Origin of the sequence: Mesorhizobium sp. M8A.F.Ca.ET.218.01.1.1, from assembly GCF_004791165.1 — a bacterium.
Taxonomy (GTDB): Bacteria; Pseudomonadota; Alphaproteobacteria; order Rhizobiales; family Rhizobiaceae; genus Mesorhizobium.
Genome location: NZ_SRUZ01000001.1, coordinates 242,414 through 268,085, shown reverse-complemented (window position 1 = coordinate 268,085; position 25,672 = coordinate 242,414). Strand labels below are relative to the sequence as shown.

Annotated in this window: 28 protein-coding genes and 1 tRNA gene; 8 read left to right on the top strand and 21 right to left on the bottom strand. The window is 63.7% G+C overall.

Annotated elements, in window-relative coordinates:
- Positions 1-10: 10 nt before the first annotated feature.
- The 9 genes from yacG to EN861_RS01285 form a co-directional block, all read right to left on the bottom strand.
- A complete protein-coding gene (gene yacG, locus EN861_RS01325; protein WP_127276804.1) occupies positions 11-208 on the bottom strand; it encodes a DNA gyrase inhibitor YacG in 198 nt (65 codons plus the stop codon).
- Positions 205-831 carry a Maf-like protein gene (locus tag EN861_RS01320; protein ID WP_127276802.1) on the bottom strand — a complete coding sequence of 209 codons (627 nt, stop codon included), beginning with the start codon at positions 829-831 and terminating at the stop codon, positions 205-207. Before EN861_RS01320 ends, yacG begins: the two co-directional genes overlap by 4 nt.
- Positions 832-849: 18 nt before the next feature.
- Entirely contained in the window at positions 850-1,068 is a 219-nt protein-coding gene (gene infA, locus EN861_RS01315) for a translation initiation factor IF-1 (RefSeq protein WP_006329283.1), read from the bottom strand.
- Between the two features lie 144 nt (positions 1,069-1,212).
- Positions 1,213-1,683 carry a low molecular weight phosphatase family protein gene (locus EN861_RS01310; RefSeq protein WP_127870835.1) on the bottom strand — a complete coding sequence of 157 codons (471 nt, stop codon included), beginning with the start codon at positions 1,681-1,683 and terminating at the stop codon, positions 1,213-1,215.
- The gene (locus EN861_RS01305) at positions 1,671-2,156 is read right to left on the bottom strand and encodes a UPF0262 family protein (protein ID WP_127279573.1); all 486 of its coding nucleotides are present in this window, start codon (positions 2,154-2,156) and stop codon (positions 1,671-1,673) included. The genes EN861_RS01310 and EN861_RS01305 overlap by 13 nt, the downstream gene beginning before the upstream one ends.
- A gap of 6 nt (positions 2,157-2,162) precedes the next feature.
- A complete protein-coding gene (hisD, locus tag EN861_RS01300; protein WP_127279572.1) occupies positions 2,163-3,455 on the bottom strand; it encodes a histidinol dehydrogenase in 1,293 nt (430 codons plus the stop codon).
- Positions 3,456-3,462: 7 nt separating this feature from the next.
- Positions 3,463-3,894 (bottom strand): DUF2948 family protein, encoded by a 432-nt coding sequence (locus EN861_RS01295; protein ID WP_127279571.1) that lies wholly within the window; start codon positions 3,892-3,894, stop codon positions 3,463-3,465.
- 201 nt (positions 3,895-4,095) lie between these two features.
- Complete coding sequence (gene murA / locus EN861_RS01290; protein WP_127279570.1) at positions 4,096-5,388, bottom strand: UDP-N-acetylglucosamine 1-carboxyvinyltransferase; 1,293 nt, start codon at positions 5,386-5,388, stop codon at positions 4,096-4,098.
- A gap of 129 nt (positions 5,389-5,517) precedes the next feature.
- The gene (locus EN861_RS01285; RefSeq protein WP_127279569.1) at positions 5,518-5,718 is read right to left on the bottom strand and encodes a hypothetical protein; all 201 of its coding nucleotides are present in this window, start codon (positions 5,716-5,718) and stop codon (positions 5,518-5,520) included.
- A 161-nt stretch (positions 5,719-5,879) separates the two neighbouring features.
- Between EN861_RS01285 and EN861_RS01280 the strand changes: the two genes are divergently transcribed.
- Positions 5,880-5,954 (top strand) — tRNA-Thr (locus EN861_RS01280).
- A 128-nt stretch (positions 5,955-6,082) separates the two neighbouring features.
- Here the strand turns inward: EN861_RS01280 and EN861_RS01275 are convergent.
- On the bottom strand, positions 6,083-6,454 hold the full coding sequence (locus EN861_RS01275) for a VOC family protein (RefSeq protein ID WP_127279568.1): 372 nt from the start codon (positions 6,452-6,454) through the stop codon (positions 6,083-6,085).
- 329 nt (positions 6,455-6,783) lie between these two features.
- On the opposite strand from EN861_RS01275, the gene EN861_RS01270 reads away from it, so the two are divergent.
- From EN861_RS01270 to EN861_RS01260, 3 genes are all read left to right on the top strand, one after another.
- Entirely contained in the window at positions 6,784-8,436 is a 1,653-nt protein-coding gene (locus EN861_RS01270) for a DUF882 domain-containing protein (protein WP_135861937.1), read from the top strand.
- Positions 8,437-8,530: 94 nt separating this feature from the next.
- Positions 8,531-9,436 carry a MurR/RpiR family transcriptional regulator gene (locus EN861_RS01265; protein WP_127870837.1) on the top strand — a complete coding sequence of 302 codons (906 nt, stop codon included), beginning with the start codon at positions 8,531-8,533 and terminating at the stop codon, positions 9,434-9,436.
- Between the two features lie 41 nt (positions 9,437-9,477).
- Entirely contained in the window at positions 9,478-10,794 is a 1,317-nt protein-coding gene (locus EN861_RS01260) for an ArgE/DapE family deacylase (RefSeq protein ID WP_135861935.1), read from the top strand.
- A 22-nt stretch (positions 10,795-10,816) separates the two neighbouring features.
- Here the strand turns inward: EN861_RS01260 and EN861_RS01255 are convergent, their stop codons facing one another.
- The 5 genes from EN861_RS01255 to EN861_RS01235 are packed head-to-tail and all read right to left on the bottom strand — an operon-like array spanning position 10,817 to position 15,437.
- Positions 10,817-11,851 carry a branched-chain amino acid ABC transporter permease gene (locus EN861_RS01255; RefSeq protein ID WP_135861933.1) on the bottom strand — a complete coding sequence of 345 codons (1,035 nt, stop codon included), beginning with the start codon at positions 11,849-11,851 and terminating at the stop codon, positions 10,817-10,819.
- On the bottom strand, positions 11,848-12,723 hold the full coding sequence (locus EN861_RS01250) for a branched-chain amino acid ABC transporter permease (protein WP_135861931.1): 876 nt from the start codon (positions 12,721-12,723) through the stop codon (positions 11,848-11,850). Before EN861_RS01250 ends, EN861_RS01255 begins: the two co-directional genes overlap by 4 nt.
- A gap of 9 nt (positions 12,724-12,732) precedes the next feature.
- Positions 12,733-13,446: an ABC transporter ATP-binding protein gene (locus tag EN861_RS01245; protein WP_135861930.1), complete on the bottom strand. Its 714-nt coding sequence runs from the start codon at positions 13,444-13,446 to the stop codon at positions 12,733-12,735.
- Positions 13,443-14,180, bottom strand: coding sequence for an ABC transporter ATP-binding protein (locus EN861_RS01240; RefSeq protein WP_135861928.1), 738 nt, complete (start codon positions 14,178-14,180; stop codon positions 13,443-13,445). The genes EN861_RS01245 and EN861_RS01240 overlap by 4 nt, the downstream gene beginning before the upstream one ends.
- Before the next feature lie 3 nt (positions 14,181-14,183).
- Positions 14,184-15,437 (bottom strand): ABC transporter substrate-binding protein, encoded by a 1,254-nt coding sequence (locus tag EN861_RS01235; protein WP_135861925.1) that lies wholly within the window; start codon positions 15,435-15,437, stop codon positions 14,184-14,186.
- Between the two features lie 190 nt (positions 15,438-15,627).
- On the opposite strand from EN861_RS01235, the gene EN861_RS01230 reads away from it, so the two are divergent.
- Both EN861_RS01230 and EN861_RS01225 read left to right on the top strand, forming a co-directional pair.
- A complete protein-coding gene (locus EN861_RS01230) occupies positions 15,628-16,446 on the top strand; it encodes an alpha/beta hydrolase (protein WP_135861923.1) in 819 nt (272 codons plus the stop codon).
- A gap of 182 nt (positions 16,447-16,628) precedes the next feature.
- Entirely contained in the window at positions 16,629-18,023 is a 1,395-nt protein-coding gene (locus tag EN861_RS01225; RefSeq protein WP_135861921.1) for a multicopper oxidase family protein, read from the top strand.
- 33 nt (positions 18,024-18,056) lie between these two features.
- Here EN861_RS01225 and EN861_RS01220 read toward each other — a convergent pair whose 3' ends face one another.
- The 3 genes from EN861_RS01220 to EN861_RS01210 all read right to left on the bottom strand — a co-directional run bounded on the left by EN861_RS01220 (position 18,057) and on the right by EN861_RS01210 (position 20,303).
- A complete protein-coding gene (locus tag EN861_RS01220) occupies positions 18,057-18,344 on the bottom strand; it encodes a PTS sugar transporter subunit IIB (protein ID WP_127278918.1) in 288 nt (95 codons plus the stop codon).
- Between the two features lie 20 nt (positions 18,345-18,364).
- Complete coding sequence (locus EN861_RS01215; protein WP_135861919.1) at positions 18,365-18,826, bottom strand: PTS sugar transporter subunit IIA; 462 nt, start codon at positions 18,824-18,826, stop codon at positions 18,365-18,367.
- Positions 18,827-18,896: 70 nt separating this feature from the next.
- Positions 18,897-20,303 carry a PTS transporter subunit IIC gene (locus EN861_RS01210; protein WP_127278916.1) on the bottom strand — a complete coding sequence of 469 codons (1,407 nt, stop codon included), beginning with the start codon at positions 20,301-20,303 and terminating at the stop codon, positions 18,897-18,899.
- Positions 20,304-20,644: 341 nt separating this feature from the next.
- Here EN861_RS01210 and EN861_RS01205 point away from each other — a divergent pair, with 341 nt between their 5' ends.
- Together EN861_RS01205 and EN861_RS01200 are read left to right on the top strand one after the other, a co-directional pair.
- Positions 20,645-21,958 carry an NAD(P)H-dependent oxidoreductase gene (locus EN861_RS01205; protein WP_135861917.1) on the top strand — a complete coding sequence of 438 codons (1,314 nt, stop codon included), beginning with the start codon at positions 20,645-20,647 and terminating at the stop codon, positions 21,956-21,958.
- 276 nt (positions 21,959-22,234) lie between these two features.
- Positions 22,235-22,471 carry a type II toxin-antitoxin system VapB family antitoxin gene (locus EN861_RS01200; RefSeq protein WP_135861915.1) on the top strand — a complete coding sequence of 79 codons (237 nt, stop codon included), beginning with the start codon at positions 22,235-22,237 and terminating at the stop codon, positions 22,469-22,471.
- Positions 22,472-22,490: 19 nt separating this feature from the next.
- Here EN861_RS01200 and proC read toward each other — a convergent pair whose 3' ends face one another.
- The 3 genes from proC to EN861_RS01185 are packed head-to-tail and all read right to left on the bottom strand — an operon-like array spanning position 22,491 to position 25,662.
- Entirely contained in the window at positions 22,491-23,306 is an 816-nt protein-coding gene (gene proC, locus EN861_RS01195; RefSeq protein WP_135861913.1) for a pyrroline-5-carboxylate reductase, read from the bottom strand.
- Between the two features lie 60 nt (positions 23,307-23,366).
- A complete protein-coding gene (locus tag EN861_RS01190) occupies positions 23,367-24,695 on the bottom strand; it encodes an O-antigen ligase (RefSeq protein ID WP_135861911.1) in 1,329 nt (442 codons plus the stop codon).
- Positions 24,664-25,662: a glycosyltransferase gene (locus tag EN861_RS01185; protein WP_135861909.1), complete on the bottom strand. Its 999-nt coding sequence runs from the start codon at positions 25,660-25,662 to the stop codon at positions 24,664-24,666. Before EN861_RS01185 ends, EN861_RS01190 begins: the two co-directional genes overlap by 32 nt.
- Between the last annotated feature and the right edge of the window lie 10 nt (positions 25,663-25,672).

Here is a 25,672-nt window from a genome sequence, read left to right as displayed (position 1 = left end):
TGGCCTGGCCTTATTTTGGATCGTCGGCGTCGGGTTCTTCCTCGTCGTCGCGGGCCGAGATGACATAGGCGCCCTTCAGCCAGCGGTTGAGGTCGATGTCCTTGCAGCGCGTCGAGCAGAACGGATAGGTCTCGCGCGCCGACGGTTTGCCGCATTCGGGGCACGGGCGCTTGGGCCGCAGCGGCGTGACTTTGTCGTCCAGGCTCATGGTCGCGCGGACGACCAGTTTTGATGGGTCTTGAAACCTTCGCCCGACAGCAGCGTCGCCGTCTCATAGAGCGGCAGGCCGACGATGTTGGTGTAGGAGCCGACGAGCTTGACGACGAAGGAGCCGGCGAGGCCTTGCACGGCATAGCCGCCGGCCTTGCCGCGCCATTCGCCCGAGGCGACATACGCGTCGATCTCCTCGCGCGGCAGCCGCTTGAAACGCACCCGCGTCTCGACCAGCCGCTGGCGCAATTTGCCGCCCGGCGTGATCAGGCAGATGCCTGAATAGACCCGGTGAGAACGGCCGGACAAGAGCCCGAGGCAGTTGGCGGCATCGTCCAGCGTTTCGGCCTTGGGCAGGATGCGCCGCCCGACGGCAACCACCGTGTCGGCGGCCAGCACGAAACTCGGCGCATAGTCGGTCTCGGTCTTCAGCGACGCGTACGCCTTCTCGGCCTTTTCCTTCGACAAGCGCTTGGCCAGCGAGCGCGGGTGCTCGGCACGCAGCGGCGTTTCGTCGACATCGGCTGGCAGGATACGGTCAGGCTCGATGCCGGCCTGCTGCAAGAGTTCGATGCGGCGCGGCGAACCCGAGGCAAGCACCAGCTTTTGCAAAATGCTCATCGCGCTCGGGTCTTGATCTTACTTGAAACGGTAGGTGATGCGGCCCTTGGTCAGGTCGTATGGTGTCATTTCGACCAGAACCTTGTCGCCGGTCAGCACGCGGATGCGGTTCTTGCGCATGCGGCCGGCCGTATGGGCGATGATCTCGTGTTCGTTTTCGAGCTTCACCCTGAACATCGCGTTGGGCAACAATTCCGTGACGATACCCGGAAATTCGAGGACTTCTTCCTTCGGCATTCGATACCTTTGCTTGGATGGCAGTTTCGGCGCCTAGAGCATGATGCCGAGAAGTGTGAAGCGGTTTTCGGATCATGCTCTACTTCCGACTCTGGCCGGAATTTCGGCGGAACCTATATGATAATCGTTCGCTTGTGAACACGCTTAATCCGTCGCGTTTTTTGCTCCTGGAAGCAAAAAACGTCGGCCTATGCGCAACTTCAGCCGCTCGCGGACGTCGCGATAGCTGGCCATGATGTGTTCGCGCGTGCCGCCGGCATCGGTCGGGTCCGGCGTCGGCCAGTATTCCACCTCGACGGCAAGCGAGCGGGTGAGTTCGAGCGCGGCATGGTGCGCCTCCGGCGCCAGTGTGACGATCAGGTCGAAATAGTCGTCCTCGAGATCGTCCAGCGTCCGTGGATGACGTTCGCCAAGCGTCAGGCCGTCCTCGGCAAGCACGGCATCGACGAACGGGTCGCGTTCGCCGGCGCGCACACCGGCCGAGGCGACGAAAATGGTGGGGGGCAGCATCCGGCGCGCCAGCTGCTCGGCCATCGGCGAGCGCACGGCATTCATGCCGCACAGGAACAGGACCGAGCGGGGCAGGGCGCCGGGGGCCAGGGTCAGCCCCGCCAGTGCAGCACGCAGACCAGCGTGAACAGCCGTCGCGCCGTGTCGAAGTCGATGTCGATCTTGCCGGAGAGCCGATCCATCAGCGTCTGCGAGCCCTCATTGTGCAGGCCACGGCGGCCCATGTCGATCGCCTCGATATGGCTCGGCGTCGAGGAGCGGATGGCGTCGTAATAGCTCTCGCAGATCATATAGTAGTCCTTGACGATGCGCCTGAGCGGCGTCAGCGACAGGATGTGGGTGACGACGGCGGCGCCGTCCTCGCGTGCCACGGCAAAGACCAGACGGGACTCGGCCAGCGACAGCTTCAGCCGGTAGGGACCCGTGCCGCTGTCGTTGACGGGCTGAAAATGGTTCTCCTCGATCAGGTCGAAGATCGCCACCGCCCGCTCATGCTCGACATCGGGCGTCGAACGGCCGATCGATTCATCGAGTTCGACATCGATCAGTTTTGCGCGGGTTTGATCGGAGCCCGTCATGCCGGCCTACATGTTCAGCCGGATAGTGACGGAGCGGCCATGCGCGTCGAGCCCTTCCGCCCGCGCGAGTGCGATCGCCGCCGGTGCCAGCATGCGCAACTGTTCCGGCCCAAGCTTCAGGACCGAGGTGCGCTTGACGAAGTCGAGGACCGACAGGCCCGACGAGAAGCGCGCCGAGCGCGCCGTCGGCAGCACATGGTTGGAGCCGCCGACATAGTCGCCGATGGCTTCCGGCGTGTGGCGGCCGAGGAAGACGGCACCGGCATTGCGCATCTTCGCGAGGAAGCCTTCGGCATCGTCGATGGCCAGTTCGACATGCTCGGCCGCGATGCGGTCGACCAGCGGCAACGACGCTTCGATCGTCGGAACCAGGATGACGGCGCCGAAATCGCGCCAGCTCTGCGCCGCCGTATCGCCGCGCGAGAGGCTTTGCAACTGACGCTCGACCGCCCGTTCGACCTCCTCGCCGAATGCCGGATCGTCGGTGATCAGGATCGACTGCGCCGACACGTCATGCTCGGCCTGGGCAAGCAGGTCCGCCGCGATCCACTCTGGATCATTGCCGCCGTCGGCCACCACAAGCACTTCCGACGGCCCGGCGATCATGTCGATGCCGACCGTGCCGAACACGCGCCGCTTGGCCGCGGCCACATAGGCATTGCCGGGACCGACGATCTTGGCCACCGGCTTGATCGTCTGCGTGCCATAGGCAAGTGCGGCGATCGCCTGCGCGCCGCCGACGCGGTAGATTTCGGAGACGCCTGATATATCCGCCGCCACCAGCACCAGCGGGTTGACGACACCGTGCGGTGCCGGCACGACCATGACGATGCGCTCGACGCCTGCTACCTTGGCCGGCACGGCGTTCATCAGCACCGAACTCGGATAGCTTGCCGTGCCGCCCGGCACATAGAGTCCGACCGCCTCGATCGCGGTCCAGCGCGAGCCGAGCTCGACGCCGGCGGCATCCGTGTAGCGTTCGTCCTGCGGCTTTTGCCGCTGGTGATGGGACCGGATGCGGTCACGTGCGAATTTCAGCGCCTCGACCGTGGCCGGATCGGCCTCGGCATAGGCGCCGGCGATGTCTTCCGCCGAGACGGCAATGCCTAGCGCGGCGAGGTCGCCTCCGCCGAATTTCTGCGTGTAGTCGATCAGTGCCGTGTCGCCCTCGGCGCGCACGCGCGCGATGATGTCGCGCACCACGGCGTCGACATCGGCCGATACCTCGCGCTTGGTCATGAGGAAGGCGGCGAAACGCTGCTCGAAATCGGCGTCGGACTGGCGAAGCGTGATGGCCATTGTATGCTCAAGCCCTGTGGATGGGGCGCGACGTGGCTTCCCACGCACCGCCGATATCGGCAAGGCGGGCCTCGATGCATTCGACGTCGAGCATGATGGTACCGCCACCCGAGAAGATCAGTTCGACGATGCCGGCCGGCTTGCTGATCTCGATGAAGCTGATCGCCAGCAGGGAGAGGATTTCGGCCGGCTTGTCGCGGGCAATGCCGTTGGTCTTGGCGCCCAGCACCCGGTCGAAATGCAGCACCGCCTGCCGCCGCTCATTGTGCTGGCGAAACAGGCCGGATTTGGCCTCCCACACGAAACGGTTCATGGTCAGCACGAACCGTTTGGCCTTGGGCAGGAATTCGAGGTCCGAGACCTTCATCACGGCGTCCTGGAGATGGGCCGAGACGATGCTCAGATCCTGATCGTCGAGCGCAATGAGTTTTAAGGCCATGCGGATTTCACACCCAGAGGTTGGCAATCAGCCTTTCTGTTAGGCGGTCTTTCCGATCGGTGCAACCGCGACAGGAATACCGCCAGAGGCATTTGCCGCAGGTTTTGCGCACCCCTCATTGTCCCTGCCGGGCACTTCTCCCCGTATGGTGACGGGAGAAGGAACGCTTTGCAGATGATTTCGCCAAGCGACCGCGGATCGTCAGGCAGAAATCCGCTCGATCACCGCGCCGCAATTGGAAAGCTTTTCCTCCAGCCGCTCGAAGCCGCGATCGAGATGGTAGACGCGGTTGACCGTGGTCTCGCCTTCGGCGGCCAGACCGGCGATGACCAGCGAGACCGAAGCGCGAAGATCGGTCGCCATGACCGGCGCGCCCTTCAGCTTCGCCACGCCGTCGACGATCGCAGTCTGGCCCGAAAGCGTGATGTGGGCGCCGAGCCGCGCCAGTTCCTGGACGTGCATGAAGCGGTTTTCGAAGATCGTCTCGGTGATGCGCGACTTGCCCTTGGCCATGGTCATCAGGCCCATGAACTGTGCCTGCAGATCGGTCGGGAAGGCCGGGAAGGGCGCCGTCGTCACGTCGACCGGCGAAATCCCGGCGCCATTTCGCTTCACGCGGATGCCGGAATTGGTCTGCGTGATCTCCGCGCCCGTCTGCGAAATCACGTCGAGCGCGGTCTGCAGCAGCTCCGGCCGTGCGCCTTCCAACACGACGTCGCCGCCGGTCATCGCCACGGCCATGGCATAGGTGCCAGTCTCGATGCGGTCGGGGATGACGCGCACGCGCGCCCCCGACAGCGCTTCGACGCCGTCGATGGTGATGGTCGGCGTGCCGGCGCCGGAAATCCTGGCGCCCATGGCGTTGAGGCATTCGGCGAGATTGACGATCTCGGGCTCGCAGGCGGCGTTTTCCAGCACCGTCTCGCCCTTGGCGAGCGATGCCGCCATCATCAGCACATGGGTTGCGCCGACCGAGACCTTGGGGAAGATGTAACGGTTGCCGACGAGGCGGCCATTGCGGGTCTTGGCGATGACATAGCCGGTGTCGACATCGATATCGGCGCCCAGCGCCTGCAGGCCTTCGAGGAACAGGTCGACCGGGCGCGTGCCGATGGCGCAGCCGCCGGGCAGCGACACCTTGGCCTCGCCCATCCGGGCCAGCAGCGGCCCGATCACCCAGAACGAGGCGCGCATCTTGGACACCAGCTCGTAAGGAGCTGTCGTGTCGACGATGTTGCGGGCGGAAAAGTTGATGGTGCGCGAATAGCCCTCATTCTGCTTCTCGCGGCGGCCATTGACCGAATAGTCGACGCCATGATTGCCGAGGATGCGGATCAGTTGCTCGACATCGGCCAGATGCGGCACGTTTTCGAGTGTCAGCGTGTCGTCGGTCAGAAGCGAGGCGATCATCAGCGGCAGGGCGGCGTTTTTCGCGCCCGAGATCGGAATGCTTCCGGCAAGCTTGTTGCCGCCGACGATTCTGATGCGATCCATTGGAGAATGTCCCTCTCGGCCAGAAAAGGCCGGTTCAATCGTTTGAGTGTCGGCCCGTCTAGACCATTGGCCGGTATGGTTCAAGAAATAGGATTTCCGAGCATCCCGTCCAAGAGTGGCCGATTTGAGTTAATCTTTCTGCATTTCCTTTGCCGCGCCGAGCCCGTCGGGCCGCTGGTCGGCCTCACCGGCGCGCCGCTTGTCGGCGTCGCCACTACGGCGCGAGCGCGACTGCGCCTTGCGCTTCTGGAGATTGGCTCGCAACTGCTCGGCGAGCCGGTTCTTGCGGGTCGTTCCGCTGTTTTTCGGTGGATTTGTCTTGTCGTTCATCGTCCTGCCCCGGCTGGCAGCCAGCCAACCCGCCATTCAGGGATAGCCAACATTGTGGCACCGCCATGTCATAGAAAGCTATCCGGCAAAGGCTTTCACAGAAGCGTTGTTCTTGGCCTTGCGCTTGCCGGTTCGATATGGCAGAAGCCCCGCCATCGGCGGCTGCGGTAGCTCAGTGGTAGAGCACTCCCTTGGTAAGGGAGAGGTCGAGAGTTCAATCCTCTCTCGCAGCACCAGTCTATCCCATTGATTGGGAACCCCTACCTTGGTCTTTTTGCCGCCTGGTACGCCGGGTGGTACACATAAGCTTGACATTGTCAGCACGGCGAAGGCGATCAAAACCAGCGTCGCCACCAGCTCTAAATCAGGCTCGATCCTTCTTGAACTCGAATAGCTCGATAACGTTGCCGGAGGGATCTTCGAGCAAGATGGCGCGGCCGGCACCGCCGTCGCTGATCTTGCCGCGGAATCTTGCGTCAGTGCGGCGCAACCGCTCGATGAGGACATCGATCTCGGTCGTAATGATCATAAATCGGTTCCACCCGCCCGGCTTTGGATCGCCGCCCGCCTGACCACCGCTCCCCGCACCTGGGGCGCTGAGATACAGCGTCAAGTCGTCGCGCAACAGCGCGGCGAACTTGCCCGGATTGTGCTTGTCGGTCTTGAAATCGAGATTGTCTCGATAGAACGCGACCGCCTTGTCGACGTTCGAAACGATGTACCGGACGGATGCCATTCAACTTCTCCTCTCTTCCAGCTACAACGGCCAACTTGCATGAAAGGTTTCCTGTCGGTCGGCCTGCCTGTGTTGGCGCGTTCAGCCGGAAGACAACGTGGCTTTCCCCAAAGGCGGGGGGCGGCAACCTCCAGTCGAAAAGCCGCCTGACACGATTCGTTAACCAAGATGCTGTTCTTCGACATGACGTGTTGTGGAATGGCTGGCCTGTCCGCCTGGTCAAGTCTGGCCTGTCCGCCTGGTCAGCAGCGCCGGGAAGGGTGCTGAAAAGAAGGCTCCGCCTCCGGCGAGGACGTCAAATCGCCCGAAACAGGAACGATGTGCAAGGCATGAACGTGATTGAAAGCCAACAGAACGCGCCCGGCGGTTTCCGCTTCTGGACCCGGTTGCAGGCTTTCATGGCCGCTTTCTTTTGCATGTGCATCACCGATGCGTTCGCCGAAACGCGCGCCCTGCGAATTCAGCATCTCCATACGGGCGAGAAGGCCGAGATCGTCTTCAAGCGCGACGGGCGTTACGATCAGGCGGGCCTGAAGAAGATCAACTTCATGCTGCGCGACTGGCGCCGCAACGAGCCGACCAGGATGGATCCGCGTCTGCTCGACCTGGTCTGGCAGGCTTATCGCGCCAGCGGCTCGACCAGCTATATCCATGTGGTCAGCGCCTATCGCTCGCCGGCGACCAACGCCATGCTGCGCGGCCGTTCGAAAGGGGTGGCCCGCGAAAGCCAGCACATGGTTGGCCGCGCCATGGATTTCTTCCTGCCGGATGTGCCGCTGAAGAAGCTGCGCGACATCGGCCTGAAGATGCAGGGCGGCGGCGTCGGCTATTACCCTACTTCCGGTTCGCCCTTCATCCACATGGACGTCGGCAATGTGCGGCATTGGCCGGGCATCAGCCGCCAGGAACTGGCCAGGGTCTTCCCCAACGGCAATACGCTCCATGTGCCGAGCGACGGCAAGCCGCTGCCCGGCTACGATCAAGCGTTTGCCGCCTACAAATCGCGCAAGGCCGCCGGCACGCCCAACATCGAACTGGCAAGCGCCGACGGCGGCCAACGCAGGCCGGCGCGCGGCCTGCTGGCGTCGCTGTTGGGTGGGCGCGGCACGGACGAAGCCGACGATGCCGCGGAAGTGGCGCCTGCGCCACGCAAGCCGGCGAAGCCGGTTGACTCCAAGACGGCCGGTGACCCCAAGACGGTCGTTGAACCGAAGCTGGCCGGACAGGGCATCGCTATCGTGGCGCCGGAGGCAGCCCAGCGGGCGGACATTCAGATGGTTTCCCCCGAAGAAACGCCCGCGAAGACGCCCGAAGCGATCGTCATGGCGATGGCGCCCGGCACGGTGCCGGTACCCGCTTTCGCACCGCGCACCGGGCTCGCTGCAGGCATTCCAACCCCGCAAACCGTGCCGCTCGGCGTAGCCAGCGCATCTCCGGCGCGGGCTGAACCGGCGGCCGGCGCCGAAACTGCCTCGGGCAAGGCTGGCGCCGCTCTCGCGATTGCCGGTCCGAACATGGTGGCGCTCAACATCCCTGTCCCGACATGGCGGCCCGAAGGCCGGACGGGGCCTGCGCGACAGCCGGAGGCGGCCAAACCCGCCGATGCAATCGGCGCCTTGCTCGCCACGCATCACGCCGATGACAATCTCGATCCGCTGGCTGGCCAGCCGATTGCGGTCCCGGCGTCGAAACCCGAAGATCGTGCCAGGACAAGCCCCAAGGCCGACCGTGTCCAGCCACGTCTCGACCCCAAGGGCACCGCCGTCATTGTACCCGCGGCATTGACCGGCCGTCCGCGTGAAAGCGGTCGCGGCAGCGCAGGAGCCGGCTCGATGGCGGCGCCCGTCATTGCCGCCAATTTCATCCGCACGGCGCCGGAGCAGGTTTATCTCGATGGATTCCAGCCACGAGGAAAGACGTCCGATCACCGCCGCTTCACCGGCTCCGCGGTGAAATTCCTGCCCATCGCCAGCTTCAGATAGGTCGACTCTGCAAGCCTGTAAGATATTATCCAAATTTGACAATCAGGCATGAAATTGTAAGATAATCGTCTTTCCCCGGCGAGAGGCGATGACCATGTCGATCCGCGAAGAACTGGCCAACGCCACCTTGGCGTTCACGTCGGCGGAAGAAAAGATCGTTCAGGTCCTGCTTGCCGATTATCCGATGTCGGGGTTGGGAACAGCGACCCGGCTGGCGCGTCGCGCCGGCGTCAGCGACCCGAGCGTGACGCGGCTGATGACCAAGCTCGGCTATGTCGGCTTTGCCGATTTCCAGGCCCGGTTGCTCACGGAAGTGGAATCCCGGCTGCATTCGCCGCTGCTGATGATGGAGGCCAAGCGTCCGGGCGGCTCCAGCGAAGGCACGGCACTGGCCTATTTCCATTCGGTTTCCGACAGTCTGGAGCGTACGCGCACGGCGGTGCCCCTGCAGGCCTATACGCGCGCCGTCAACCTGCTGCTCGAGACCAAGGGCCAGGTCGTGCTGCTGGGCGGCCGTTTCAGCCGCCATATCGCCTCCATGCTTGCCGGTTACCTTCTGCAGTTCCGCTCCGGCGTGCGCGACATCGGTTCGTTGAGCCCCGCCGATTTCGACCTGTTGATCGACCTTGGCAAGCGCGACCTTCTCGTCGTGTTCGACTACCGGCGCTACCAGTCGGACGTGGTGAGTTTTGCACAGCAGGCGAAAGAACGCGGCGTCTCCGTCCTGCTGTTCACCGATGTGTGGCTGTCGCCGATCGCTGACGTAGCCGACCTGACCATGGTCGCGGCGATCGACGCCAACTCGCCCTTCGACACGCTGGCGACCGCCGTCGCGCAGATGGAAACCGTTTTTGCCCATGCGTTGGAAGGCCATGGCGCCGGGGTACGCAAGCGCATCGAGGACATCGAGAAGATCCGCAGCGCCAATGCCGTTACCCTCGATGCCGGCCTGTCGCCCTTCGACACCGAAACCACCAAACCAAGAACCCCGAGGAAATAGCGTCGAAGCGCCCGGCGCGGCGATGCGAGGAAGGAACAATCATGGCCGATATCCAGACCATCATCGATGCCGCGCAGGCTGAAATCGAGGCCGACCGCGACTGGCTGATCGGCCTGGTCCGCGACATGGTCCGCATCCCTTCGGTCAATCCCAAATTCGAAGCCAATCGGGCGATCAATCGCGAGGCGGACGTCCAGGCGCTCTTGGAGCCGATCTTGAAGCACGATGGCTTCAAGACCGAACAATGGGACGCCTTGCCCGGCCGGCCAAATCTGGTCGGCGAATGGGCTGGAAGCGAAGACCGCAGCCTGATCCTGTGCGGGCACATCGATGTCGTGCCGGTCGGCGAGATGAAGGACTGGTCGGTCGATCCGTTCGGCGGTGAGATCACTGACGGCCGGCTCTATGGCCGGGGCGCGGTCGACATGAAGGGCGGCGTCGCGGCTTGCGTCGCCGCCGCGCACGCGATCCGCAAGGCAGGCATCACGCTGCAGGGGCGGCTGGCGATCCACTCCGTCGTCGACGAGGAGGCCGGCGGCTTCGGCGCCATGGATGCGGTGAAGAAGGGCAAGCTCGCCAAGGCGGTGCTGGTCGCCGAGCCGACCTGGGGCGATGTCCTGCCGGTCGAGGGCGGGCTTGAGTGGGCGCGGGTGACGATCCGTGGCCGCAACGCGCATTCGGCGCTGCGCTACAACGAAATCTATCCGCAGAGGCACGACAAGGGCCGGCTGAAGCCGGGCGTCAACGCGATCGAGATCGCGGCGCGGTTCATCGCCGCCGTCCGCCAATATGAGTTGGACCGGACACGGGCGAAATCTCATCCGCTGCTGCCGGTCGGCATGAACACGATCAACATCGGTGTCATGCATGGCGGAACGGGCCTTGGCGAACATGGCCTGCCGACGGTGATGACCAATCCGGCCATCATTCCCGATGTCGCGGTGCTCGACCTCGACATGAAATTCCTGCCGGACGAAAACTCGTCGGAATACCGCCGCGACTTCGAGGAGTTCGTCCATCATTTCGCCGAGGCCGACGCCTGGCTGCGCGACAACCCGCCGACCATCCAATGGGAGCTCGGCGGGCTGCATTTCCCGCCCATGAACACCCCGGTCGACCATCCGCTGGTGACGTCGCTGATGAAACGCAAGGCCGCTATCGGCAAGACGCCGAAGGCAAGCGGCTTTGTCGCCGTGTGCGATGCCGCGCATTATGCCGGCGCCGGCGTCGACGGCGTCATCTTCGGCCCGTCGGGCGACGGCTTCCATGGCGCCAACGAATATGTCGAGGTGGAATCGGTTGTCGAGACCGCCAAGGTTATCGCCGCTTCGGTGATCGACTGGTGCGGCGTGCGCTGAGCGGAGCTAACTTTTCCGGCGGTCAGGCCGGGCGCTTGACCCGCCCGGCGACCGCACCCCATGCCGACCTGATCATGCCGGCCAGTCCGCTGGGATAGGCCAGCATGACGCCGATGATCAGCACCGCCGTGATGATCGGGCGCCATGCCCCGAAATCGGCCATCCACTCGGCGAAGATCGTCAGCACGAAGGAGGCGACGACGGCACCATAGATGGTGCTGGTGCCGCCCAGCAGCACCATCGACAGGATGATGGTCGCCAGGCTCATGCCGAACACGTCGATCGAGGCATTGCGTTGGTAGGCGGCGTAGAAGGCGCCGGCAATGCCGGTGAAGAAGGCGCTTGCCGCCAGCGTCAGCATGCGCTGGCGAACGATCGAGACGCCTCGGCTGATGGCATATTCCTCATTGTCGCGCAACGCCACGATGCTGGCGCCGGCGCGCGAGCGCACGAACACGCGCAGAAACAGCGTGCTCGCCACCAGCAGCGCCAGCGCGATGTAGAAATAGGCGAATTTGGCGTCGCGGACCATGTTGTGGTCGAACCAGTAGAGGCCGGGGATACGCACGATCCCTTGCGTGCCACCGGTGATGTCGGACTGGCTGAGGATCACCTGCATGACCAATTGCGCGAAGCCGAAGGTGACCAGGATGATATAGATGCCCTTCAGGCGCAGGATCGGGATGGTCACCACGATCGCGGCAAGCGTGGCGATGATGCCGCTGGCAAGAAGCGCGATCCACGGGTCGAACCCGGCCAGCTTGGTGAGCAGGCTGTAGGCGTAGACGCCAATGCCGAACAGCGCCAGATGGCCGAAATTGAAGACGCCGCCATAGCCGAGGCTGAGGTCCCAGTTCGACGCCACGATGGCGTAGATGAAGGCCATGATCAGGATGTGGCGGGCATAGGTGTCGCCGAAGACCAGCGGCAACAGTGCCAGCAGTGCGAAGCCTAGTACGAAGCCGACGGCTTCGTGCTTCCACGGCGTGCGGCCGGGTGCGATCGGGGTTGCCGCAGCTGTACGGATCTGGGTGATCGGCGAAGTCGTGTCGGTCATGCGAGGCCTCGCGAGCGGCTGGCGAAAATGCCTTCGGGGCGCACCATCAGGGTCAGGATCAGCACGCCGAACAGCATCGCCGGCGTCCAGTAGAGGCCGAAATAATAGCTGCAGGCGGCCTCGAAGAAGCCGATCAGATAGGCGGCGAAGATCGGTCCCGATATGCTCGATATGCCGCCGAACACGACGACGATCAGCGCCTTGAGCAGCGGGTCCGAGCCCATCACCGGCGACATGAAACGATAACCGCCCATGAAGATGCCGGCGAGCCCCGCCAGCGATGCGGCGATGGCGAAGGCGAGCCCATAGAGCGCGGTGACGTTCAGCCCGACCAGATGGCTGGCATCCTCGTTCTGCGCCACCGCACGCAACGCCAATCCGAGCCGCGTGCGGTTGAGGAACATCCACAGTGCCGCCAGGATCAGCGGCGTGATGACGATGATGGCGATCTGGTGGAGCGAAACGCCGACGCCGCCGATGGTGGCGTTGCCGTCGATCAGCGCCGGGATCTGCTTGGAGCGCGGCCCCCAGATGGTGAGCGCTCCGTTCTCGATCAGCGATCCGGCGGCAAGCGTGGTGATGACGACGACCAGCACGATGTTGGGCCGGCCGATCAGCGGCCGCACGACGCTCGCCTGCAGGATCCAGCCGACACCGGCCATGACGACGACAGCGATTGGAAAGGCCACTGCCGCCGGCAGCCCGAACTCGACCAGCTGCCAGGCGATATAGGCGCCCAGCATCATGAACACGCCATGGCTGAAGTTGAACACGCCGATCGTCGTCCAGACCAAAGCCAGCCCGACCGCCATCATGGCGTAGAGCGAGCCCTGGAACAGGCCGCCGAACAGGATTTCCGCCAATGCGCTCATTCGACGTTCCTAGTGTCCGAAATACATCGACATGATCTCGCCGTGGTCGAGGCTTTCGCCCGGCTTGATCTCGGTCGCCACCGCGCCATGGTTGACGAGGTAGAGTTGCTGCGTCAGCTCCAGCAGGAATTCGATGTCCTGCTCGACGACGATGAGCGGCACGCCGCCGCGCGAAATGTCCATGACGGAGGCGCAGAGCTCGTCCTTGATCTTGGGCGCCAGCCCAAGCGTCGGCTCGTCGAGGATCAGCAGGCGTGGATCGCTCATCAGCGCCGTGCCGATCGACACCATCTGGCGCTCGCCGCCAGACAGCGTGCGCACGCGCTGGCGCCAGCGTTCCGCCAGTTTGGGGAACAGCCTGATCACCTTCTCGCGGTTCTCCGCCTCATGTGGGCGGGCACGCGGCGAATAGGCGCCCAGCGCCATGCAGTCGGCGATGGAGAGGTCGGGAAACAGCCGGTTGCCTTGCGGCACATGGATCAGGCCGGTGCCGACGATGGCGCGGGCGCTGAGGCCTGTTATGTCTTGCCCGTCGAACAGGATGCGGCCGCTCTTCGGCCGCAGAAGACCGGAGATGGCGCGCAGCAGCGTGGTCTTGCCATGGCCGTTCGGGCCGAACAGGCCGACATTGCCGAAGCGGCCGGCGTCCATCGAAATGTCGTGCAGCACGGTGACGCGGCCATAGCCGGCGGTGATGCCTTCGACGGTGAGGATGGGATTCACGCCACCGCCCTCCGGGTTCCGAGATAGGCTTCGATGACGCGCTGGTCCGCAATCACGCTCTCGGGTTCGCCGGCGGCGAGCACGCGACCATTGTTGAGCACCAGAAGGTGCCGCGACAAGCTCATCAGAAAGGTCAGCACGTGCTCGATCAGGAGGATGGTGATGCCGCGCTCGGCGGTGCGGCGGATCAGCCCGATCGACGTCTCGATCTCGGGCTTGGTCAGGCTCGACGCCGGCTCGTCGAGCAGAAGCATGCGGGGCTTCATGGCGATGGCGGTGGCAAGCATCAGGCATTTGCGTTCGAAGACGGAAAGCTCGCCGGCCAGCCGCCCGAAGGACGCAGGCCCCAGCCCAACGAATTCCAATGCCTCGGCCGCCGCGTCTCGGGCGGCGGCCGCCGCTTTCTCCTGCCGGCCGTAGCTGGCGCCGATCAACGCGTTCTCGAATACGGTCAGCCCGTCGAAGCTGGTCTCGCGCTGAAAGGTGCGGGCAAGGCCAAGGCGCGCGATGGCATGTCCAGGCTTGCCGTTGATCGCGGTCCCGTCAAAACGGATGTGGCCCCTGTCCGGCCCGAACGGGATGCCGGTGATGATGTTGAACAGCGTGCTCTTGCCGCTGCCGTTCGGACCGGCGATGCCAAAAATTTCGCCGGCCTCGACCTTGAACGACACGCCATCGACGGCCTTCAGCGAACCGAAGGCCTTCGACACGTCGTCCAGTTCAAGCAGAGCCATGCCTCACTGCATCCAGGGCTGCGGCTTGAAGGCGCCGGTGGCGTATTTTTCCGGCGAGATCAGCGTGCGTTGGCCGTCCCAGATCTGAAAGAAGGTGATCGGGATATAGTCGTCGCCCTGCGTCGCGAGATGCGTGGCGGGATCAAATTTCAGCCGGCCTTCAGCGACTTGCTTGTCGGTCTCCGACAGCGCCTTCATGATCGCCGCATGGTCGGATGCGCCGCCGACCTTCTTGACCGCGTCGAAATAGACATTGGTCATTTCATAGAGGCCGACACCATAGGTGCCGCTTTCGACGCCGTATTTGGCCTTGAATTTGGCCGCTACCTCGTCGGCGCGCGGGTTCTTCGGCGTCGTCAGGGCACCGCCCAGAAGATTGTAGATGACAGCGTTCGACTTCTTGCCCGTGAGTTCGACGAACTCCGGAACGCTCGGCGCATATTGCAGGAAGACCAGGCTCTTGGTCGGCTGCTCGAGGAACTGGTTCAGGAAGGACGCCGAATTGCCCGGCAGATAGTCGGTGTTGATGACGACGTCGGGAACGTTCTCGCGCACCTTGGCCAGGATCGGGCGCCAGTCGGTCACTTCGCCGAACGGCACGATCTCGTCGACCGTGATGGTCCAGCCCTTCTCCTTGAAGGTCTTCTTCATGCCTTCGGAGATGGTCTTCGAATAGGCATTGTCGGAGGAGATGATGGCGACCTTCTTGGTCGGCAAGGTGATCTTGCCGTCGGCCGCGAGCTTCTCGACGAACAGGGTGACGTCGGTATTGTAGGCGTCGAAGGATGGCGTCAGGGACCAGCAGCACATGTATTTGTCGGGGCTCGGCGCGATGATGTCCCTGGTCTGCTGAGAGGTGGCCGCCAGCATGTAGGGCATCTCGGCCTCCGCCATGTTGTCGATCTCGAAATTCGTCAGGCTGGCGTAGCCGGTGAGCATGAATTGCACGCCGGGATCGCCAAGCAGGCGTTCGACCGCGCTGGTGACGTTGCCGGCGGACTGATCCTTGACGTCGCCGACCACCAGTTCGAACGTGTTGCCGGCAACGCCGCCGGCGGCGTTCGCCTCATCGATCGCCATCTGCACGCCGCGTTGGAATTCCTGGCCGTCCGCCGCGGCAGGGCCGGTGATCGGCGCCAGCAGGCCGATCTTGACGACATCGGCGAAGGCCGGTGCGTTCGCCGTGGCAAACGCTGCGATCAGCGCTGTGCTCATCAGCATATGGCGGATTCTGTTGCCTGCGGATTTGGATTTCATCGTGCCGTTCCCTGTTTTCCTCCCGTTCATCGGGAGTTGGATAATTGACAATCTACGCATAATTGTTCTTATTTGAAAAGGATTTTTCAACGGCATGAGACCGGGAAAATGTTATGGCAGGGCTAAGGGAGGTGGCGGCGCTTTGTTGTGCAACTGCCTCGAAACAGGGCAATTTCAGACGGAGCCAAAGATGACGATCTCGCAGAACACCCTTGAAACCAGCCAGGGCAGGATCGCCGTTCGCGAGACCGACGGCAAAGGCACCGCCGTGCTGCTGATCCACGGCAATTCGTCTTCCGGCGCGGTCTTCCGCAACCAGCTCGAGAGCCCGCTCGGCGAGCGCTACCACCTCATCGCTCCCGATCTGCCGGGGCACGGCGCGTCCGGCGATGCCATCGATCCGGACCGCTCCTACAGCATGGAGGGCTACGCCGACGCGATGGCCGAAGTGCTCGGCCTGCTCGGTGTCGGCAAGGCCGTCGTCTTCGGCTGGTCGCTCGGCGGCCATATCGGGCTGGAGATGATCGACCGGTATCCTGGCCTGCTCGGCCTGATGATAACGGGCACCCCGCCGGTGTCGCCCGAGGAAGTCGGCAACGGCTTCAAGCCGAGCCCGCATATGCACCTTGCCGGACAGGAGGTCTTCACCGCCGCCGACGTCGAGGCTTATGCGCGCAGCACCTGCGGCGAACCGTTCGAGCCGTTCCTCATCGACACGGTCGCGCGCACCGACGGGCGGGCGCGACGCCTGATGTTCGAGAAATTCGCCGCCGGCACCGGCCGCAACCAGCGCGAGATCGTCGCCGGCAAGACACCGCCGATCGCCGTTCTGAACGGCATCGACGAGCCTTTCGTCAACACCGATTTCGTCGCGGCGGTCAAGTTTTCCAACCTGTGGGAAGGCAAGGCGCATTTGCTCGACAAATCGGGCCATGCGCCGTTCTGGGATTCGCCCGACCGCTTCAACCCTGTCTTCGCCCGTTTCCTGGCGAGCGTCGATCAGGCATAAGTCGTCGGGATCCTGGGGAGGCAATGACTCGGCCCTGGTGTCAGAGGGCACGAAACCGACTTCGGTTTCGAAGTGATGGCGCAAGCAATCGCCAATGTGCAATGTGTCGGCGTTGCGCCGGGGGCTCGCCTGTGATCCAAGGCGGCACCGGATGCGGGTTACCCCCGTAGTTGGAGCGCTGAATGAACCTAATCACACGCCGCAGGCTTTTGAAAACCGCCGCCATCGCTGGCGCGAGCGGTGTCGGGCTTGCCGCGGTCGGCAGGATTGGCGGCTCGGCCGCGGCCACGCCCGAGCCGGTGGTGCTGCGGACGGCAAAAATCCAGGCCAAGCTGATGGATGTCGGCCCGACCAGGGATGTACTGACCTATGGCAACGCTGGAATGCCGCCGGTGCTGAGGATGAAGAAGGGCGAGCCCTTCGCCGCCCGCCTGATCAACGCCATCGACGATCCGACGACCATCCACTGGCACGGCATTCGCCTGCCGAACAAGATGGATGGCGTGCCCTTCCTGGTGCAGCCCTATGTCTACACCGGCGATCATTTCGACTACGCCTTTACCCCGCCCGATGCCGGCACCTTCTGGTATCACCCGCATTGCAATACGCTGGAGCAGATGGGGCGCGGCCTGACTGGCGTGATCGTGGTCGAAAACCCGAACGATCCGAAATTCGACGCCGAATTTGTCCTCAATCTGCGCGATTGGCGCCTTGGCGACGACGGCCAGTTCATCGACCAGTTCCGGCCGCGCGATGCGGCGAGAACCGGCACCTACGGCACGGTGCGCACCGCCAACTGGCTCGACCAGCCGCAATATGACGCGCCGGCCGGCGGGTTGGTGCGGCTGCGCGTTGCAATCACCGATGTCACCCGAATCTACGCCTTTCGCGTCGACGGCGCCGAAGCTGACGTCATCGCGCTGGACGGCAACCCGGTGCCGCGGCGTTTTGCACCCGATGCCCTGCTGATCGGACCCGGTCAGCGTCTGGAACTCGCAGTCCGCATGCCCGACGACGAGGGCGCGCTCGTGACCTTGCGGGACGTCAGGGGCACCAAGCCGAAATCCCTGGCGACGCTGCGCGCGGTTGGAACCTCCCTCAAACGCGACAGCCGCGATCTCGCACCGCTGGAGGTCAATCCGGTGGCCGAGGTCGATCTCACCGCTGCCCGGCATATTTCGCTGACGCTCAGCGCCACGGCGGAGAACGTCCCGAGCGACGGCATATGCGGCTCGCTCGGCTACAGTTTCTGGGCGATCAACAAAGTGCCGTGGCCGGGCGATACATCCGATCCAACCGCGCCTTTGGCCGAATTGAAGCTCGGCAAGAGTTACATCATCGACATGGAGAACCTGACGCCGCAATCGCATCCGATGCATCTGCACGGCATGAGCTTCAAGGTGCTGTCGTCGTCGACGCGCCCGGTTCAGCCGCTGATTTCCGACACCTACCTCATCCAGCCCAATGAGAAGGTGAGCCTTGGTTTCGTCGCCGACAATCCCGGCGACTGGCTGCTGCACTGCCACATCATCGAGCACCAGAAATCAGGCATGACGAGCTACGTCAGGGTGGTTTGAAGCCAGGCCATCGAAGGCCGCGTTGTCCGCGCCCTATTTGCGCAGTTGCGCCTCGATCTCGTCGAGCACCTTGTCCTTGCCGATGCCGGTGAGGAAGGCGAGGCCCTTGATCACCGGCTTGGTCACCGAAGCCGAGATCGGCGTGGTGGCGACGATGAAGTCGACGCTGTCGGCCAGCCCCGGGACTTCGGTCGCCTTGGCCTGCTGCGCGTTGAAGGTAAGCCCGCGCTTCTTCATCGCCTCGGTCACGGCGACGTTGACCGCCGTCGAGGTGGCGATGCCGGTGCCGCAGGCAAAGAGAATGGTTTTCTGTTTGGACATTTGCTGCTCCTCCTTGGTTATCAGCCGAGCACGGCACGCACGTCGTCGAGGTTGCTGGCCGACCTCAAGCCGTCCAATGCCTGCGGGTTCTGGATGGTCTCCATGACGGATTGCAGCGCTTCAATCTGCTTATCCCTGTCATTGATGGCAAGCAGGAAGACGAAGCCGACCGGCAACTTCTCGTCGGGATCTTCCATGTTGGCGAAGGTCACCGGCTGCTTGAGCGTGCCCATTGCGATGCCGGGCTTCAGCACATGCTCGGGATCGGTGTGCGGCACCGCGACATTGTCGGCGCGCTCCAGCGGCAGCCCTGTCGGGATGGTCATTTCGCGGCGCACGACCGCGTCGGCATAGGAGCTTTTGACATAGCCAAGCGCCTCGAGCCGCCCGGCGAGGATGCGGATGATCTCCTCATTGGTCGAGGCATCGGATCCGAGCACGATCGCCTCGGGATCCAGAAGCTGCATGAGGCCGTCGGACATGTCTTGCTCCGTCGATGAATCGTGCGCCCGGGGAGGGCGCACGATCGTTTCAGATTGAAGCCGCCAAGGCTCAGGCGGTGTGTTCGGCCGGCTCGTCCTCGGCGCCTGCCGCCCGCTCCCAGCCGAGCGTATTGCGCCGGTAGAGCACGAACAGCGCTGCGATGACCACCGCGATGATGATGATGCCGATAAGGCCAAGCCCCTGGATCGCCTCGATGATCACGTAGGGCACCCACAGGAAGCCGTCGACCACCGAGGTGATCTGCAGCGCATCCGCCGGCAGCTTGAAGCCCGATGCGACGGCCGCACTGGTGAACAGCGGCGCCAGCGCGTTGGCGACATAGAAGCCGATCGCCAGGGTCACCGTGCCGATCACCACCATGCGGAACACATTGCCTTTGACCAGCGGCGCGGTCATGGCGACGATGAACGGGATGACCGCCAGGTCGGCGAACAGGATGACGCGGTTGCCGGGCAGGATCACCGACAGGATGATCGCGATCGGCACCAGGATCAGCGACGACGAGATCGCCGCGGGATGGCCGATCAGGATCGCCGAATCGAGGCCGACCAGAAGCTCGCGGTCGCCGGTGCGCTTGCGCACGAATTCCTGCGCCGCGTCGGAAACCGGAAGCAGGCCTTCCATCAGGATCTTCACCATGCGCGGCAGAAGCAGCATCACCGCGGCCAGCGTCATGCCGGTGCCCAGCACCTTGGCCAGGACCACACTGAGATCGCCCGCATTGTAGAATGCGATGGCGCCGAGCACGAGGCCGATGATGAGGCCGAGCACGACCGGTTCACCGAACACGCCGAAGCGTCGCTCGATGGTTTCGGTGTTGATGTTGATGCGGTTGATGCCGGGAATACGGTCCATGATCCAGTTCAGGATGATGGCGATCGGCAGGATCTGCGCCGAGGCGAGATGCGGCACCGAAATGCCGGGAACGCCGTAGAACTGCTGCACCGCGCGCGCCGACCAGTCGGCGAAAAGCAGCGAAAGCGCCGCGACGAGCGCCGCGATCGCAATGCCGTAGGCCAGATTGTCGGTGGCGGCCACGACAAGCGAGCCGACGAAGGCAAAGTGCCAGAAATTCCAGACGTCGACATTGAGCGTGCGCGTCATGCGCGTCAGCAACAGCACGATGTTGACCAGGATGCCGACCGGGATGACCCAAAGCCCGACCGATGAGCCGAAGGCGATCGCGGCCGCCGAGGGCCAGCCGACATCGATAATGTCGCGATGGATGCCGGTGTTGGTGACGATGGCCTTGGCCACGTCGCCGATCGACGTGAACATCAGGCCAAGCACGAGGTTGATACCGATGAAGGCGACGCCGATGGTGACGGCGGCGCGAAAGGCCTTGCTGACCTTGGCGCCCAAAACCACGGCGATGATGAAAATGACGATCGGCAGCAGGATTGTCGCGCCGAGCGTGTCGATGGCCCCCTTGAGGCCAGCGAGTAGAGTATCCATTCTTCCTCCCCTGGAGCCACGGGCTCTGCCCGAGGATGCTCCGTTGTCTCGTCCACGCCTTTGCCGCCTTGGCGCAAAGGCCTCCCCAAATCTAACGAGAGGCGAAATGCTCGTCCGAGCGGTGTTTCGGAGTGAACATTTGCCTTTGTTAGCAAACGAATGTTTTATTGTGGCTGTTCACGACAATGTCAATTGGCAACCCTTTGGGCCAATAATTCGCGGCGAATGCGCCGTTTCCCGGCGATTCCATTGGAAATCGCCGGCCGCGAGCGGTTTCATTGGCACAGCGGACCCGTCCCTGCTAATCCGGCCTCGAATCAAGAAGCTGTGGACATCCCTGCATGACCAATGTCGCCTTGACGGGACTTGCCAGCGATCTCGCCAGACGCGCCGCCGAGGGCCGCCCCGTGCGCATCGGCGTCATCGGCTCCGGCGAAATGGGCACGGACCTGGTCACGCAAGGCATGCTGATGCCGGGCATTGCGGTCTGCGCCGTCTCGACCCGGCGCCCGCACACCGCGCGCGATGCCATCCGCATCGCCTATGGCGACGAGGCGATGGCGGTTGAAGCCGACACCGCATCGAAAGTCACTGCGGCGATCGAGTCGGGAAAAATAGCCATCACCTCGAACGAGATGCTGGTCACCAATCCACTGATCGACGTCGTTATCGACGCCACGGGAAAGCCCGGCGTTGCCGCCGATTTCGACCTGATGGCGATGGAGCATGGCAAGCATCTGGTGATGATGAATGTCGAAGCCGACGTCACCATCGGCTGCTATCTCAAACAGCAGGCCGACCGGCTTGGCGTCGTCTATTCGGTCGGCGCCGGCGACGAGCCGTCGAGCTGCATGGAGTTGATCGAATTTGCGTCGGCCCTCGGCCTGACCATCGTCTCGGCCGGCAAGGGCAAGAACAACCCGCTCAACCATGATGCGGTGCCCGACGACTATCGCGACGAAGCGATCCGCCGCAACATGAACCCGCGCATGCTGGTCGAGTTCGTCGACGGCTCCAAGACCATGGTCGAGATGTGCGCCATCGCCAACGCCACCGGGCTGGTGCCCGACGTGCCCGGCATGCATGGTCCCAAGGCCGACCGCGACGACCTCGTCAAGGTGCTGATCCCGCGCGAGGACGGTGGCCTCCTGCTGAAGAAGGGCGTCGTCGACTACACCATCGGCAAGGGTGTGGCGCCCGGCGTCTTCGTCATCGTCGAGGCGACGCATCCGCGCATCATCGAACGCATGGACGACCTGCATATCGGCCACGGCCCTTATTACAGCCTGTTCCGGCCTTACCATTTGACGTCGCTCGAAGTGCCGCTCACCGCCGCCCGCATCGTGCTGTTCGGCAAACCGGACATGGTGCCGCTGCCGCGGCCGGTTGCCGAGGTCTGCGCCGTTGCCAAGCGCGATCTCGCCGTCGGCGAGACCTTCGATGCGATCGGCGAAACTTGCTATCGCTCCTGGACGATGACCGTTCGCGAAGCCCGCGCTCAGCGCGCCGTCCCGGTCGGCGTGCTCGAGGGCGGCAAGGTGCTGAAACCAGTCAGGAAAGGTGATCTGCTGACGGCCGACAATGCCGCGCCCGACCAGACGACCAGGCTGTTTGCGCTGCGCCGTCTGCAGGATGAAATGCTGTACGGAAGCTAGCCTCGCATTGCCGGGAAAGCGGTAACCGCAACTTCGTCATCCTGGGGCGAAGCAAGGAGCGTAGCGACGCGGCGCAGACCCCAGGATCCATGCCGTGATTTAGAGGCGTTGCAGCGGTGGCAGAATTTTGCTCCGCTGCGCCCTTCCATTGAGCTCCCGGCATGGATCCTAGGGTCTCCGCGACGGAGCTTCGCTCCTGCTTCGCCCTAGGATGACGACGTTAGGAACTACCGCTCAGGCTTCTATTCTGTCAAAATCATAGCGTCGAGGACCCAGATGAAACTCTACGTCAGAAATCCGCGCGCACGCGAATTGGCGAAACGGCTTGCAGACTTGCGCAATACGTCGATGGCCAAGGCGGTCTTCAAAGCGCTTGAATCCGAACTGCAGCGAAAGCAACTCTCGCTCGCCAAAAGGCTTGCCATCATAGCTCACGATCTTAGAGCCAAGGCAGGAGCGGGTGGCCGAACTATGGATAAGGACGAGATCAGCGACATGTGGGGATATTCCTGACACACCGAGCTGTCCCCGCTTATTTCCCCAGTTCGATCGACCTTAGCCGCGCCGCTTCCACCGCGTCGGTGAGCAACTTGGTCAGCCGGTCCTCGCCCATCAGCACGCCAAGCGCGGCCGCCGTCGTGCCGTTGGGGCTGGTCACCTGCTGGCGCAGCACACCCGGGTCCTCACTGCTTTCCGCTGCAAGCGACGCGGCGCCGTAGACGGTCTGCATGGCAAGCAGCCTGGCGGTCGCCGCCGGCAAGCCGGCCTTCTCGGCGGCCACGGTCAGCGCTTCTATGAAATGGAAGATGTAGGCCGGACCCGATCCGGACACGGCGGTCACCGCATCCATCAGGCTCTCGTCATCGATGGTGGCCACTTTGCCGCTGGCCGAAAGCAGGTCGGCGACGAAACGCCTGGCGTCGTCGGAAACCAGGGGATTGGAAAACACCACCATCATGCCCTTGCCGATGGCAGCCGGCGTGTTGGGCATGCAGCGCACGATCGGCGCGCGGTTGCCGAGGATTTGCTCGAAGGTGGCCGAAGGCGTTCCGGCGGCAATGCTGACGAAAGTGGTGCGGCCGTCGCCGAAGCGCTTGTAGGCGGCGGTGACGTCACGGATCACCTGCGGCTTCACCGCGATGACGACGAGTTCAGGCACGGCATCCGTCGGAATGGCTTCGGCTTCCGCCGCGGTGCCGCAGCCGAGTGCGGCGGCGCGATTGCGCAGGTCCGCGTTGGGCTCGACCACGAAAACCGCCGAGGGTACGAGCTTGCCGGACTTCAGCCAGCCCGAGAGCATGGCGTAACCCATATTGCCGCAGCCGGCGAGAACAAGCCTGATCGTCATCGAGAGCCCTCCGAGGAAAGGCCATGACATAGACGCTCGCGGATCGGTGGGGAAGCCCTCTCAGGACCGCTGGACGGGCGTGCGCACCGCGATCGGCCGCAGCGACACTTGCCTGAGACCCAGCACGCCGAGCACGAAGAACAGCCAGACCGGATCGCCGCGATGAAAGAAGAAGCTCTCGAGGAAGGCGTTGAGCGCGGTGAACAGTACCACCATCATGAAGAAGTCGCCGAGAAAGATGTTTTCCTTGCGCTGCGGAATGCGCATGTAGTCGCGCAGCGGTGCGATGAGGAAAGTGTAGACCGCCACGCAAAGGGCAGGGATGCCCATCAGCACGGCAATGTCGAGATAGCCGTCATGGCCGTGCACGATGGTCCTGATGTCCCAGGGGCGATCGAAGGGCTGGTCCTGGTTGAACAGCAGCGGCGTGCCCCAGAAGCTCTCATAGCCGTAGCCGGTCCACGGCTTCTTCGCCAGCATCGAGCCGGCGAACTCCCACAATGTGGTGCGGCCGGTGTAGGTCATGTCGGGAAAATAGATCGCCGCCAGATGTTTGATCGGCGGCAGGAAGACGATGCCCAGCGTGCCGACCGCCGTGGCGATTATCGCCAGCGCAAACAGGATCGGCGTGCCGAGCCTTATGCCTATCAGGCTCGGAAACATCACGATCAGGATCGAGAACGGCACCAGCCCGGCGGTGGTCTTGGAGCCGGTGTGCAGCATGAAGATCATCGCCGCGCAGAAGATGCCAGCGCCCCACCAGCGCTGACCGCGCCGATAGAGATAAAGGCCGGCGAAACTGAAGCAGGCCATGATCGGTCCGGCGATGTTCTTGTGGGTGAAGACGCCGCGCCACAGGCCGGCATGTTCGGGCTCTTGCGAGTCGGCCGTGTGCATCGCCTCGTGTGGAAAGACGATGAGGCCGAGATAGGATAGGCCCATCACCGCGACGGCGGTGAAGATGATGACTCTCGAGAAGGACTCGGCGTCACGCGGCAGCGCCAGGATCGTCGCCATCGTCAGGATGCCGATCATGGTGAAGGACGCCGCGCGCATGGCCGAGGGCGGATCGGTTGCCAGCACCACCGACAGGAAGAAGAAACCCAGCATCAGAATCCAGGATGGGCTGAGCAGCGAGCGCACGACGCGCGGGTCGGCGAAGGCCATCAAGGCAAAGACCGAAACCGCGCCGAGTGAGCCGAAGCCGAGCTGATTGACGATGTCGCCGCCTTCGCCGGTGAGTTCGGCGCCGGCCGGCTGGAACGGGCGGAAGGACACCATGATGACGGTGAACAGCAGCGCCGCGATCGCGGTCGCCACGCCCTCGCGCGTGAACGCGGCGCCGAGCGGCGCGCGCTCAGTTTTTCTCAGGCTGGCGGTATTGCTCATTGGCATATCCGAATTCGGCCAGCACGCGGCCGAGCGCCACATGGACGGGGTAGATGGCGATCGCCGGCGATCCGGTGCGCGCCAGCCGCATCATGCCGCGAAGCGGCGAGACGGCAAGGAGCGCCAGGCTCTTGGCGAACACTTTGGCACCTGCGAAGGGCGTGCCGGCGCGCTTCTTCTTTTCCACCAGCGTCGAGATGACACCGTTGCGCAGGCTGCGGGCACGGATCCAGTCGGTCTGGACGCGCCGGGCCGGAACGGTCTCCCGCACCTTGGCCTCGGCGCACCAGCCCAGCACGAAGCCCCTTTGCGCCGACCGGCTGAGAAAGTCGGAGTCGCCGCCGCCCATGAAATTGAATCTGAGATCGAGGAAAGGCGGCCCCATCGCTGTCAGCACGTTACGCCCGACCAGAAGATTGCCGGACGAATAGAGTGCGGGCACCCGTCCCGTCTCCCGGTAGGGAGGCGCGAAGACAGGATGCTCGGCCCATGTCGCGTGGGCAGGATCGGCAAAGACGGGCACCTGCGGCCCGCCAACGATATCGGCCCCGAGCGTTTCGGCCGCGCGGCACATCCGCTCCAGCCATTGCGGATCGGCAATCTCGTCATCGTCGATGACCAGCAGATGCCTGAAGTTCGGGAAATGCAGGATCGCCGTCTGCCAGCCGGCATTATAGGCGCTGCAATTGCCGCGTTCATGCGCGATGATGACCATGCCCGGTATCTCGCCGCGCTCGAACAGCGGCAGCGCGGCCTTGGCACCGTCACGCGCCTCGGCCTCGTTCTCCATAACGATGACCGCAAAGCGCCTGCCGGTTTGCTGCTGGCGCAGCGACGCCAGCGTCTCCAGCAGCTGTTCGGGCCGCTTGAAAGTCGGCAAGGTGACGATCGCTTCGACGGCCTCCGCGTCGAGCCGGGGAGACCGTCCCGCGATCGATACCGAACCGTCCGATGGCAAAGGGATCATCCGTATCCAG